A 13,212-nucleotide genomic window follows, 5' to 3' on the forward strand; every position below is an offset into this window, starting at 1 on the left:
GCCACATACAGCGGACCTTCGATGGTGCGCGGAGTGCCACCTTCGATGCCGACCGCCGCGTCCTGGGCGTCCAGCAGCAGGTCGAGGTAGTGCTCGATGCCCAGGCCGGCGACGACCAGCCCGGCTTCCTGGCGCGCGCCGAGGCGGTTGAGGTAGTCCACCGCCTTCCAGAACTCGTCGGGGGTGACGCTCATGTCTTCGATGAGCTTCGCGGTGTCCTGCAGGATGCGCAGGATGAGGTTCTTCACCCGCGGGTTGCCCGCATCGTTCAGGGCGCCGCTGGCTTCTTCGAAGAACTTCTGGATGTCGGCAGTCTGGGAAATCTTCACGGTCATGGTGCGATCCTCAAGTCTTGTTCTTGTCGAGTCGTACGGAACGAAAATCAGCGGTCGTCGGAATGGATCGAGGACGGATGGCGGCAGAGTCCGTCGACCTCGATGTCCATGTAGGGGAACAGCGGCAACTGCATCAGGGTGTCGTGCAGTTCCTCGACGCTGGCGAGGTCGAACACGCTGTAGTTGGCGTAGTGCCCGGCGATGCGCCACAGGTGGCGCCACTTGCCCTCGCGCTGCAGGCGCTGGGCCAGTTCCTTCTCGTCGGCCTTGAGCTGGGCGGCCTTGGCCGGGTCCATGTCGACGGGCAATTTCACGGTCATCTTCACGTGGAACAGCATCGGGTCATCTCCTCTATCGGGCAGTCGGGAAAGGTTGCAGGTCAGGTGCGGCGGAAGCGCGCCAGGCGCTCCTCGTCGAGTGTCAGGCCCAGGCCGGGCGTACGCGGCACGTGCAGCTGGAAGTCGCGGTAAACCGGCGGCTCGGTGACGATTTCCTCGGTGAGCAGCAGGGGGCCGAACAGCTCGGTGGCCCAGGTCAGCTTCTCCAGGGTGAGGAAGGCGTGTGCCGAGGCCAGGGTGCCGACCGCGCCTTCGAGCATGGTCCCGCCGTACAGCGCGATACCGGCCGCTTCGGCGATCTGCGCGGTGCGCAGCACGGCGCGCGGGCCGCCGTTCTTGGCGATCTTCAGGGCGAAGATGCTGGCCGCGCCGTCGGCAGCGAGGCTGAAGGCATCGGCCACGCTCTCGATGGACTCATCGGCCATGATCGGTGCCGGGCTGCGCTGGTTCAGGCGCACCTGGCCGCTGCGGTTGATACGCGAGATGGGCTGCTCGATCAGGTCGATGCCGTTCTCGCCGAGCACCTGGCAGCCACGGATGGCCTGGGATTCGTCCCAGCCCTGGTTGACGTCCACACGCACGCTGGCGCGCTCGCCCAGGGCCTGCTTGATCGCCACCACGTGCTTGAGGTCATGCTCCAGCGGGTTGGCGCCGATCTTCAGCTTGAAGATACGGTGGCGGCGGATGTCCAGCATCTGCTCCGCCTCGGCGATATCGCGGGCGGTGTCGCCGGAGGCCAGGGTCCAGGCCACTTCCAGGCTGTCACGCACACGGCCGCCGAGCAGTTCGCTGACCGGCAGGCCCAGGCGCTTGCCCTGGGCGTCGAGCAGCGCGCTCTCGATGCCGGAGCGGGCGAAGGTGTTGCCCTTGATCGACTTGTCCAGGCGCTGCATGCAGGCGTTGATGTTGCTGGCGTCCTGGCCCTTGAGCAGCGGCGCGAAGTGCGCATCGATGTTGGCCTTGATGCTTTCCGGGCTCTCGTTGCCGTAGGCCAGCCCGCCAATGGTGGTGGCTTCGCCGATACCCTCGACGCCGTCGGAGCAACGCAGGCGGATGATCACCAGTGTCTGCTGCTGCATGGTGTGCATGGCCAGCTTGTGCGGGCGGATGGTCGGCAGGTCGACGATGATCGACTCGATGCGTTCGATGACAGGGCTACTCATGGACGGCGTTCCGGTCTGGGATTTCTGGATAGGCCGGGCCGCACATCGGCGATACCCGGAAGGTCTTTTCACAATTGACGAAGGATTGCGCCGGGGCCTGCAGGCAGTCCAATATCGTTGCCATCTTGTTGCATACCCTGGAGGTATCATGGAGCTGCGACACCTGCGCTACTTCCGCGAAGTGGCCGGCACCCTCAACTTCACCCGCGCCGCCGAGCGCCTGCACATCGCCCAGCCACCGCTGAGCCGGCAGATCCAGCAGCTCGAGGAACTGCTCGGCGTGCCCTTGCTGGAGCGCGGCCGGCCGCTGCGCCTGACCGACGCCGGGCGCTACTTCCACGAGCAGACCGGCACCCTGCTTTCGCAGCTGGAAAGCATCTGCGAGAGCACCCGGCGCATCGGCCGCGGCGAGCGCCAGTGGTTCGGCATCGGCTTCGCGCCCTCGACGTTGTACGACGGGCTGCCCGAGCTGATCCGAGAATTGCGCGGCGACACCGGGCTGGAACTGGGGCTGCAGGAAATGACCACGGTGCAACAGGTCGAGGCGCTGAAAAGCGGGCGCATCGACATCGGCTTCGGGCGCATCCGCATCGACGACCCGGCAATTACCCAGCAGGTATTGCGTGAGGAACCGATGGTCGCCGTGCTGCCCACCGGGCATCGCCTGCTGGGCGCGCCGCTGAGCCTTGCGCAACTGGCCGGCGAGGACTTCGTGCTCTACCCCGCCAACCCGCGCCCCAGCTATGCCGACCATGTGCTGGCGCTGTTCGCCAACCACGGCCTGAGCGTGCGCGTTGCCCAGTGGACCAACGAACTGCAGACCGCCATCGGCCTGGTCGCCGCCGGCCTGGGCGTGGCGCTGGTGCCGGCGTCGGTGCAACAGCAGCACCGCGCCGACATTGGCTACGCCACGCTGACCGACGCCGAGGCGGTCTCGCCGATCATCCTCAGCCAGCGCCGCGGCGACGTCAGTGCGCCCCTGCAACGCTGCCTGCAACTGATCGGCGCGAACCGGCCGTAAGCGCATCATCGCGGCGCCTCAGCCCAGGTCGCCGCCACCCACCGGCAGGGTCACGCCGGTGATGTAGCTGGCCTCGTCGGAAGCGAGGAAGAGGATCGCACCCACCTGTTCGTCGATGCTGCCGTAGCGCTTCATCAGGCTGCTCTCGACGGTCTGGTCGACGATCTGCTGGTACCAGAGCTTCTCCTGCCCGCTTTGCTCCGCCGCGTTGCGCGGGATGCGCCGGGGCGGTGCCTCGGTGCCGCCGGGCGCGGTGGCGTTCACCCGTACGCCACGCTCGGCGGTCTCGAACGCCAGGCACGCGGTCAGCGCATTCACCCCGCCTTTCGCCGCGCCGTAGGGCACGCGGTTCACTCCACGGGTGGCAATGGACGAGACATTGACGATGGCACCCGCGCCCTGTTCCAGCATCGGTACCAGTGCCGCGCGGCAGCACCACAGGGTCGGGAACAGCGAGCGGCGTACCTCGGCTTCGATCTCCTCTTCGGCGTAATGCTCGAAGGGTTTCGCCCAGATGGTGCCACCGACGTTGTTGACCAGGATATCGAGACGACCGAAGCGCGAGAGCGCCTGGTCGACCACGCCCTGGCAATCGGCGAAGCGTTCCAGGTCGGCAGTCAGCGTGAGCACGTCGCCCTGCTGGCCGAGGGCGTCCTGCAATTCGTGGACGATCTCTGAGCGGTCCACGGCGATGATCCGGGCGCCCTCTTCCACCAGCCGCTCGGCGACGCGCCGGCCGATGCCCTGGGCGGCGCCGGTGACGAGGGCGATCTTGTCTTGGAATCTTTTCATGGTGACCTCATAGCCTCGGGCGGACACCCCTTGTAGGAGCGAGCTTGCTCGCGAACCAAGGCCCCGCTGCGAGGCTGTTCGCGAGCAAGCTCGCTCCTACGAAGAGCAGCACTGCCCACCATTCAGGTATCGGAGTTCAGGCCGCACTCGCGGCAAACTTCTCGTAATAGAAATTCGCCGGCGTGATGCCCTGCTCGCGGATGTAGGCGCTCACCGCCTCGACCATCGGCGGCGGGCCGCAGAGGTAGAGGTCCACCTCGCCGTCGTTCAGGTGTGCCGGCTCGATGTGCTGGGTGACGTAGCCCTTGTGCGGGTAGCTGCTCTCCGGACTCGCTACACAAGCGCTGAAGGTGAAGTTGGGAATGCGCGCGGCGAAGGCTTCCAGGCGGTCCATTTCCACCAGGTCGAAGTCGTGGGTAACGCCGTAGATCAGGTGCAGCGGATGCTCGCTGCCGCGCTCGGCGATCTGTTCGAGCATCGCGGTAAAGGGCGCCAGCCCGGTGCCGCCGGCCAGCAGCAACAGCGGCCGCCTGATCTCGCGCAGGTAGAAGCTGCCCAGCGGGCCGGCCAGGGTCATGGCATCACCGTCTTTCGCCAGGCCCGTGAGGAAGCTGCTCATCAGGCCGCCCGGTACGTTGCGAATCAGGAAGCTGACCTCACCGCCCTTCTGCAGCGAGCTGAAGGAGTAGGCGCGGCTCTGCTCGCTGCCCGGCACCTGCAGGTTGACGTACTGCCCCGGCAGGAAAGCCAGCTGGCTCAGCGACTCGCCCTTGATCGACAGCGCGATGGTGCTTTCGGAGAGCTGGCGCACCGCGCTGATGCTGGCCTGGAAACTGGCCTGGGCAGTCTTGCAGACTTGCGAAGAGGCCGGCACGCGCACCACGCAATCGCTCTGCGCACGCATCTGGCAAGTGAGCACGTAGCCCTGCTCGGCTTCGTCCTCGGTCAGCGCGTCCTCGATGTATTCCTGGCCGAGGTCGTAGCGGCCGGCTTCGGCGAAGCACTTGCAGGTGCCGCAGGCGCCATCGCGGCAGTCCAGCGGAATATTGATGCCCTGGCGATAGGCCGCGTCGGCCACGGTTTCGCTGGGGCTGGCGTCGATGAAGCGGGTAACGCCGTCTTCGAAGTTGAGGGCGATCTTGTGGTTCATGGCGTGTACCTCGGCACCGCGCAGGCAGCGTCGCGCGCGGCGAATCCACGCGCGCGACGCGCGGCCCTGACGGCGGAATCAGATGTGGTAGATGTCGATGACCTGGCGGACGTAGTCGTTCTTCAGCACGACCTTCTTCGCCTTCACCAGCGGCTGCTCGCCACGCATATCGAGCGTGTAGAAGCTGGTGCCGAAGTAGCTGTCGACGGTCTTGTAGCGGAAGCTCAGGGTGTGCCAGTTGAAGCGCACCTGGCATTGCCCGTCCGCCTCGCCCAGCACCTCGATGTTGCTGAGGTTGTGCGAGGTACGGGTGTCCGGCAGGGTCGCGCTGGAGCGCTCGGTCTTGATGCGGAAGACTCGGTCTTCCAGACCGCCACGGTTGCCGTACCAGATCAGCGAGATTTCCCGCTGCGGGTCTTCGGTGAGCTGGTCGCGGTCGTCCCAGGAGGGCATCCAGAAGGTGGCGTCGGCGGCGTACAACTCCAGCCAGGCGTCCCAGTCCTTGTCGTCGAGGTAGCGAGCTTCGCGGTAGAGAAAGTCGCGGACGAGTTCGTAACGGCTCATCACACACCCTCCTCTTTCAGTGCAATGCGGTTGGCTTGCTTGGCGGCCAGCACATCGATCATGGTCTGCTGCCAGTACTGGTGCTGCAGCACGAACAGCCCCTCGTCCTCGGTGCGCACGCCGGACAGCGCCGGCGACAGGTCGATTTCCCGCGCCGCGTCATCGGCGCCTTCGATCCAGTGCTTCGCCCCGCGCGACATGTCGTTCCAGCCGCCGGCACTGCCCTGGTAGGCCTGCTGGCAGGAGCGGAATTCCTCCAGATCATCCGGCGTGGCCATCCCGCTGACGTTGAAGAAGTCCTCGTACTGGCGGATGCGCTGGGCGCGCGCCTCACCGCTCTCACCCTTGGGCGCGATGCAGTAGATGGTGATTTCGGTGCGGTTGACGTCGATGGGCCGGGCGACGCGGATCTGCGAGCTGAACTGGTCCATCAGGTAGACGTTGGGGTACAGGCAGAGGTTGCGCGAGTTCCCGATCATCCAGTCGGCGCGGGCCTGGCCATGGTCGCGGGCCAGTTCGTCGCGGCGCTCGAAGGCCGGGCGCGCCTCGGGGTTGGCCCAGCGGGTCCAGAGCAGCAGGTGGCCGTGGTCGAAGGAGTAGAAGCCACCGCCTTGCTTGGCCCAGCCGCCGGCACTCATGGTCTTCACCTCGCTGCCAGCCTCGCGCGCCTGGCGCTGGTTCTGGGTCGCGGCGTAGTTCCAGTGCACGGAGCTGACGTGATAGCCGTCGGCGCCGTTCTCGGCGGTGAGCTTCCAGTTGCCTTCGTAGAGGTAGCTGGAGGAACCGCGCAGGACTTCCAGGCCCTCGGGGGACTGGTCGACGATCATGTCGATGATCTTCGCCGACTCGCCCAGGTGCTCCACCAGCGGTTTGACGTCGGCCTTCAGGCTGCCGAAGAGGAAGCCACGGTACGACTCGAAGCGCGCCACTTTGGTCAGGTCGTGGGAGCCTTCGCAGTTGAAGCCTTCCGGGTAGCCCGCCTCGGCCGGGTCCTTGACCTTGAGCAGCTTGCCGGAGTTGTTGAAGGTCCAGCCGTGGAACGGGCAGGTGTAGCTGGAACGGTTACCGGACTTGTGCCGGCAGAGCATGGCGCCCTTGTGGCTGCAGGCGTTGAGGAAGGCGTTGAGCACGCCATCCTTGTTGCGCGCGATGAAGATCGACTGGCGGCCGATCGTCGTGGTCAGGAAGTCATTCTTCTCGGGAATCTGGCTTTCATGGGCGAGGTAGACCCAGTTGCCTTCGAAGATGTGTTTCATCTCCAGGTCGAACAGGCGCGGGTCGGTGAACATCTCCCGCCGGCAGCGGTAGACGCCCTTCTCGGGGTCTTCCTCAAGCAGTGAACGCAAGTAGTCGATACCCAGGGACATGGCCGGGGCCTCCGTTGTTATTGTTCAGGCAGGCTCAGGTTAGGGCTGGGTTGGCGGGGGCAATATCCGCTTTGTGCAGAGTGGTATCCGTTTTGTGCAGGGGGGCTGGTGAGCGGGCGCCCGTGATACGTGGCAAGCAGGTTCGCGAGCAAGCTCGCTCCTACAGGCAGGGGCTGCCTCTGTGTGCTCTTGAGGACTTCCAGATCGACTCCCGAACACTCCGAACGGCCCCGCTCAGGAGGCCTCGTTGAAGCGCAGTTTCGGGGGTTGAGCGACATGGATGTCGCGAGAGCCGCGATGGGCCAGGGATGGCCCTTCGCGGCGGGCCCCTGAAACTGCGCTTCAACGAGGGAATTTTTCGCCTAAGCGAAAAACCGGATGTCCGGGGCAAGACCTTTGGTTACTTTGGGGCGTTTGCCAAAGTGACTCGCCCGAGTGGGCGAAACAAAGAGTTCGAGCGCACGCCGATGCGGCGCAGGACGCCCAAACGGCACGCCAATCTAATCCTGGAACCAAGGACAACCAGCAGGAACGGCTCAGGAACGGCGCTTGAGAGTTTCCGAGGGCAGCTCGCCAAACTGCTGCCGATACCCTTCGGCAAACCGCCCCAGGTGCAGGAACCCATAATCCAGCGCCAGCTCGGTCACGCTGCGGACATTGCAGGTAGGGTCCGCCAGGCAGGCGCGGATGCGCTCCAGCTTCAGGCGACGAATGTACTGGCGCGGTGTGGTGCCCGCGTGGCGTTCGAACAGCGCATAAAGCGAACGCAGGCTCATGGACGCCTGGCGTGCCAGGGCTTCGACATCGATGTCCTCGCGCAGGTGGCCTTCGATGTAGGCCTCGATGCGTTCGAAGGAAGCACTGGCACCCGCGATGGGCTCGCGGCTGACGTTGGTCTTCAGCAGGGTCAGCAGCTTGCTGGCGACTATCTGCTGGTAGTGCTCGTCGACCCGCGCCAGGCGCTCGCCGGCTTCGGACTCCTGGCAGACCATCGACAGGAGATTGACGAAGCCTTCCAGCTCGCCCAGCTGGTAGCGGTTTTCGGTGAAGCGCACACCGGTGCGCGGAGAGTTCCAGCGCTGCTCGGCGCAGATGGCTTCGAGCAGGGCCACCGGAATCTTCAGGATGAATTTCTCGCAATCGTCCGAGTAGGTCAGGTCGACCGGATCGTCCGGGTTGATCAGCAGCAACTCGCCGGGTGCCAGGTAGTGTTCCTGGCGCTGGCCGCGCCACAGGCAGTGGCCGCTGAGCAGGATTTGCAGGTGGAAGATGTTCTCCAGCGCAGGAGAGGTGACGCGTACCGCGCCGCCGTAGCTGATGCGGCACAGGTCGAGACTGGCGAAGCGGCGGTGGTTCAGGCTGGCCTGGGGATGGCCGTGGGCCGGTAGGCGCAGGTCGTGGGTGCCCACATGCTGGTTGACGTAGCCGGACACCGCATAGGGGTCGGCGCGCTCGAACACGCGGCTGCGCTCGCTCAGCAGGCTTTGCATACAGGCACTCACTCTTGTGTTTGGCCGCGCTCTTCGTCACGGCTCGTGCGCCCAGTCTATGCCGTGGTCCGGAATACGGACATCGGCCGGGATGGACGGTCGTGCGGGCAATCCAGATGCCAGGCAGGCCCGCGAATCCGCTTCACCCTAGGGGCCGGTAACGGCCGGCGCAATTCGACTTGCGGCGCAGTGTTCGCCAATCGCACGCTTTCGGCGCCTACTCATTGCCAGCAGGTGGTGCCAGTCCCCGTACCGGTGTTGCTGCGGGTGCCGGCCTGGTCGAGGCTCAGCGTCAGGCACTGACCATCCTTGGCCTGGGAACCCTTGGCAGTGGCAGTGAGCGTGTAGGCGGTGGCGGTGACGTTGGAAATGGCCAAGCTGTAGTACTGCAGCGCGTTGACATTGCTGGTCATGTTCAGCGCCGCAGCGGTACTGGCGTAGGCGTTGTTCTGCGAGTAATAGCGCTCCTGCCGGGCCGCCGCTTCGCTGAGCACGGCCTGGGCTTCGACCCGATGACTGCGCAGCACATAACGCTGGTAACTGGGGAACGCAATGGCGGCGAGGATCGCCACGACCACGACCGCGATCATCAATTCGATCAGGGTGAACCCCCTCTCCCGCCGACGCTGGTTCATGCTTGCTCCCTATCAGTTGGCTGGCTGGATCTGCCAGGTACGCCGGCCGCTCACCGTGCCGGAGTTGGTGCGAATGGCATCCGACAGGCCGGTGGTGCCGCTGTCGGAGCCGCTGTAGGTGTATCCACCGGAGACGCTGATGTCGCCGCCCCCGGTGATGAAGGCCGAGAGCGCATCGAAGGTACCGTCGTTGTTCAGGTCGAAGACGTTGTACGGGGTCTGTCCGCCGCGCTCGGGATCGATGGCGTAGCGGGTGCCGGATATCCCGGCCGCGCAGGTGCCGGTCTGCGGCGTGGAGCTGCTGAAGATGAGAGCGGAGCCATAGAGCGTCATGTCGTAGATCTGCCGCTCGCCGGTCACTGGCAAGTCGAAGTACCAGCCCCATTTGTTGACGTTGGCATCGGCGGTGTTGCCGGAGGTGTCGTACCAGGCCACTTCGTTGTTGCTCAGGGTGTAGATCGGGGTGCTGTTGAAGGTGCCTGTACTGAGTGTCTGCGCCTGCAGGTTGCTGCGCGTGCGCGCCGCAGTCAGCGAGGAACTGGTGGCCTCGCCGGCGATCTTGCGGTCCCAGATGCCATAGATGCTCTGTTGCGCGGTGGAGGTCTTGTCGGCAGTGAGCAGGTAGCGCCCCGTCCCGAAGGCCACGATGTAGCCGGTCCCGCTGGGGTGGTCGACCAGAGACGGCGCGACGGTGATCGGCTGGCGCGTACCGCTGGCGTTGCGCGCAACGTACAGCGGGTTGCCGCCAAAGGACACGGCGTAGCGCGCCTCCGAGGCCGTGCTGTTGAGGGGGTCGCCCACGCTGGTGTCGATCAGATCGAATCGCCAGAGGTTGCCCAGCAGGTCGCCGCCGTAGGCATAGTCGGCGATACCGTCACTGTTGGCATCGGCCACGAACAGCCGCGACAGTCCGTTGTTGAGGGCATCCAGCGAGGCAGTCTCGGCGGCGGTCAGGCTCGGGTTGGCGGTGATCTTCTTCAGCAGCGCGCCGGTCTGGATATCGATGATCAGCAGCGAGGCGCTGCTGCTGCCGATGTCGTAGCCGTTGGGCACCAGCGCCACCCACTTGCCGTTGTGCAGGCGCGCGATGGAGGGCCGCGCCGCGGTGTAGCCGAGGCTGCTGTCGTTGTCGCTGGTGAACTCCCAGAGCAGCGTGGGCGCGGTGGGATCGGTGACATCGAGGGCGAACACCTCGCGGCCGCCAGCGCCGAGGCTGCCCAGCAGGACCTTGTGCCAGGCCGAGCCGTAGTAGACGTCGGACACCACCGGGGTGCCGTCGACGAAATAGCGGTGCTCGGTGCCCTGCTGCTTGCCATAGTCCGGTGCGGTGAGGGCGTTGAGGTTGGGGATCACCGCACTGGGGATGAAGGCGAAAATCTCGGCGCCGGTGGCCGCGTTGAAGGCATGCAGCATGCCGTCGTTGGCACCGACGTAGACCACCGAGGGTTTCGCCGCCAGGGCCGTGGCGAACGCCGCATACGTCGTGCTGCCCTCCAGGGTGTCGGCCCGCGAGGCCAGGTAATCGGAGCCGCTGACCAGCACGGGCGCTGAATTGATCATGTCGCCGAGCAGCGTCGTGCGGGTACGGAAGGTGTTGTTCTCACCCCGCAGGAAACCGACCCGCGCTTGCCCCTGGGTGTCCACCACGCCCGTGACGGTGCGGTTGAGCTGGGTCTGTTGGGCAGCGGTCAGGTTGCTCCAGTTGAAGGCGGTGAGTGCTCCGCCCTTGGCGAACAGGATGTTGCGCGCACTGGGCGTGCCCAGTTGCGCCGACGCCCGCCACAGCGTGGTGGTGGTCGTGGTGACCGCGCCGGAGCTGCCGGTGGTCATGGTTCGCTGCTTTTTCAGCAGGTCTCCCGTCCAGTCGCCGGTGACGAAGCTGGTGCCGTAGGTATAGCTGCCGCTGTCCAGCGACTGCGAGTCCACCGCCACGGCAGCCACCGACGTGTTGAGCTGGAGAATGTCGTCGAACGCCGATTTCAGCTGGGCCGCCAGCTGGCTCGGGTCGCTGACCAGGAAGTAGTTATCCGGCACACCGTCGCCATCGCGGTCCCAGCTGTTGAGGTCGGTCTTGCCGTACTTGGCGGCGTACCACAGCGGGTCCTGCAGGGTAGTCACGGCGGTGGTCGCCGAGGGAGTGAAGTTGCGCGTGTGATAGGCCGGGCGATTTCCGCTGAGCGCCCCGCTGCTGCCGCTCAGGCCGGGCAGCAGGGCGCAGGTGATGGATGAGCAATCGCCGGGTGACCGACCGTCCGGGGTGTCGAGCTTGTAGCGAGTACTGCCGCTGCCGCCGCCGGTCACTTCCAGGTACACGCCATCCTTGGTGGTACCGGCCATGGTGTAGCCCATGTGCGATTCGTCCCCGGCCACCGAATATTCGGTCTGGCTGGTCACGTCCACGGTGCCGTCGCCCTTCGCCGTCACGGTATAGAGCACGATGGCATCCATGTCGTAGTCACGGCCCTGGGCGGAGTCGTCGTAGACCACGCGGAAGGTGATGGAGGTGAGGTTGCCGGCGCTGTCGCGGCTCAAGGTATCGATGTAGAACCCGGTGATCTGGCTGACCACGCCCTGGCTGACGTTCATGCTGAAGGGCACCAGGCGCAGGGTGCCCTTGCTGGTCTTGATGCGGATATTCGGCAGGGTCGAGGACAGCGCGATGGAAAAGCTCTGCACCTTGTTCGAACCGGCAGTGGTGAGGACGTTCTGGCTGCCAAAGTAGGACACCGCCGAAGTCGCGTAGCTGCCCTGGCGCGTGGGCTCCTCGGCAAGCCCGCGGATCGTGGCGAAGCTGCTCGCGGTCTTGGCGGTGGGCGCCGAGTCGTTGGTGCCGCCGGACTGGCCGACGTTCACCGAAACACTGCCACCGACTTCGCGGCTCCACAGGGTCGCACCGATACTGGCGAAGTCGAAGCCGATGTCGGTGGTCGGCCGGCTGTCGGTGCCCAGGGTGCTGCCGGGCACGTCGGAATCGTAGCTCGGGTTGACGTCGCTCATCAGCGTCATGAACGGCCGGGTGCAGGACGGATAGGTACTGTACGGATTGCTCCAGGTGGTCAGGCTGGAAAGGCCCAGGTTGGTGTCGGCGGTGCCGGCTGCATAGGCGCTGTTGGGTGCCTTGCCCGCGTAGTAGCGCAGGGTTTCGTAGCTCATCTCGCCCAGCGGATTGCCCCAGTCGACACACTTGCCGTTGGTCAGCGGGTTGAGGTTGTAGCCGCTGGAGTCGGTGCAGCCGGTAGAGAACACCAGCCGGTCGAGGTTGGCGACGATGCCGCTGTTGTTGACGTAGCAACGGCCATTCAGGCAACCGGTACCCGTGGTGGCGTCGGTGAGGAAGCGTCCGTTGGTACTGCTGTATTCGTTGCTGAACGACGAAGCCGCCTTGCGTACCACGCCACCACGCAGGTTGTTGGTGTAAGTCCCGGTTACCAGGCCGAAGTACATCTTGTCCGCCGAGCCGTAGTCGTGCAGCACGCCGGTCGGTTTGTAGACGCTGCCGTACTGCGTGCAGTTGCTTTCCAGCAGACCCGCCACACAGACCCGCACACGCACGTTGAGGTCATAGGCCGGGACGATGGTGGTGTCGCTGTTGGTGGTGCTGGTGAGGGTGTTGGTGCCCTGGGCCGACTCGCGCGACACCCAGCCCCAGATTCGGTAGGTCCCCAGGGTCTGCTGGGTGCTGGTAATGATCCTCAGCCTCGGCACCGCAGTACTGTTGTACGCACCCAGTGTGCCGGTGCCGATCGAGGTATTGGCGAAGAGCACGTACTTGCCGTTGGTGGGCGCGCTGATCGGCGTGTAGTCGGCGATGCTGTAGCCATCGCGGGCGACGCTCAGGTACTCCTTGCCCCAGCTGTGCGCGTCGTTGGGAATGAAGGCTCGCTCCAGCACGGTCGACAGCGCAGTGTCGGTAGAGCGGTAGCCGCCATAGAGCACCTTGCGCAGCACATCCTGGCGCGACATGGTCAGGTAATTGAGGTAGTCCCCGCTCCAACGGCCCACGGCGCTGGTGCACTTCTTGTTCGCTGTGGTGGAAGACGGGGTGAATGCTCCGCTGAGTGCATCGTAGAGGTAGCACTTGTAGGAATCGAAGTAGCCGGTGTAGTCGATGGCGGGCTTGTAGTAGGTGTCCAGCTGGCCATCGCCGTCGATGTCGGAAGCATCGTTATAGGCCGGGAAATAGAGCTTCTGATCACGACCGACCACCAGCATGTTCATTGGCGGGGCGATGTTGCTGACGAACAGGGGTGTCTGCGCCAGAGACGCGCCCCAGGCCTGGGCACCCGCCAGGCAGGACAGCAGCAGGACCAACGTCGCGCGCAGCATTCTCATGGGGTAACAAGCCATGGCGTCGGCA

11 protein-coding genes are annotated in these 13,212 nt (G+C 65.2%); 1 reads left to right on the forward strand and 10 read right to left on the reverse strand.

Annotation, left to right across the window (positions count from 1 at the left end):
• The 3 genes from FAS41_RS28195 to FAS41_RS28205 form a co-directional block, all read right to left on the reverse strand.
• The coding region (locus FAS41_RS28195) for a dioxygenase (RefSeq protein WP_281286829.1) at positions 1-335 on the reverse strand (335 nt) is incomplete at its 3' end.
• Positions 336-382: 47 nt separating this feature from the next.
• Positions 383-673 (reverse strand): muconolactone Delta-isomerase, encoded by a 291-nt coding sequence (catC, locus tag FAS41_RS28200; RefSeq protein WP_017519458.1) that lies wholly within the window; start codon positions 671-673, stop codon positions 383-385.
• Between the two features lie 41 nt (positions 674-714).
• A complete protein-coding gene (locus FAS41_RS28205) occupies positions 715-1,836 on the reverse strand; it encodes a muconate cycloisomerase family protein (protein ID WP_138526611.1) in 1,122 nt (373 codons plus the stop codon).
• 148 nt (positions 1,837-1,984) lie between these two features.
• On the opposite strand from FAS41_RS28205, the gene FAS41_RS28210 reads away from it, so the two are divergent.
• Entirely contained in the window at positions 1,985-2,857 is an 873-nt protein-coding gene (locus FAS41_RS28210; protein ID WP_138526612.1) for a LysR family transcriptional regulator, read from the forward strand.
• 18 nt (positions 2,858-2,875) lie between these two features.
• Here FAS41_RS28210 and FAS41_RS28215 read toward each other — a convergent pair whose 3' ends face one another.
• The 7 genes from FAS41_RS28215 to FAS41_RS28245 all read right to left on the reverse strand — a co-directional run bounded on the left by FAS41_RS28215 (position 2,876) and on the right by FAS41_RS28245 (position 13,202).
• Positions 2,876-3,649 (reverse strand): 1,6-dihydroxycyclohexa-2,4-diene-1-carboxylate dehydrogenase, encoded by a 774-nt coding sequence (locus FAS41_RS28215; RefSeq protein ID WP_138526613.1) that lies wholly within the window; start codon positions 3,647-3,649, stop codon positions 2,876-2,878.
• A gap of 136 nt (positions 3,650-3,785) precedes the next feature.
• A complete protein-coding gene (benC, locus tag FAS41_RS28220; protein ID WP_138526614.1) occupies positions 3,786-4,799 on the reverse strand; it encodes a benzoate 1,2-dioxygenase electron transfer component BenC in 1,014 nt (337 codons plus the stop codon).
• A gap of 78 nt (positions 4,800-4,877) precedes the next feature.
• Entirely contained in the window at positions 4,878-5,363 is a 486-nt protein-coding gene (gene benB, locus FAS41_RS28225; protein ID WP_425049025.1) for a benzoate 1,2-dioxygenase small subunit, read from the reverse strand.
• Positions 5,363-6,730: a benzoate 1,2-dioxygenase large subunit gene (gene benA / locus FAS41_RS28230; RefSeq protein WP_138526616.1), complete on the reverse strand. Its 1,368-nt coding sequence runs from the start codon at positions 6,728-6,730 to the stop codon at positions 5,363-5,365. The genes benB and benA overlap by 1 nt, the downstream gene beginning before the upstream one ends.
• Before the next feature lie 536 nt (positions 6,731-7,266).
• Positions 7,267-8,220: an AraC family transcriptional regulator gene (locus tag FAS41_RS28235; protein WP_138526617.1), complete on the reverse strand. Its 954-nt coding sequence runs from the start codon at positions 8,218-8,220 to the stop codon at positions 7,267-7,269.
• A 221-nt stretch (positions 8,221-8,441) separates the two neighbouring features.
• Complete coding sequence (locus FAS41_RS28240) at positions 8,442-8,855, reverse strand: type IV pilin protein (protein ID WP_138526618.1); 414 nt, start codon at positions 8,853-8,855, stop codon at positions 8,442-8,444.
• 12 nt (positions 8,856-8,867) lie between these two features.
• Positions 8,868-13,202 carry a pilus assembly protein gene (locus FAS41_RS28245; RefSeq protein ID WP_246084956.1) on the reverse strand — a complete coding sequence of 1,445 codons (4,335 nt, stop codon included), beginning with the start codon at positions 13,200-13,202 and terminating at the stop codon, positions 8,868-8,870.
• Positions 13,203-13,212: the final 10 nt, after the last annotated feature.

It is taken from the genome of Pseudomonas nicosulfuronedens (assembly GCF_005877905.1).
GTDB classification, from domain to species: domain Bacteria; phylum Pseudomonadota; class Gammaproteobacteria; order Pseudomonadales; family Pseudomonadaceae; genus Pseudomonas; species Pseudomonas nicosulfuronedens.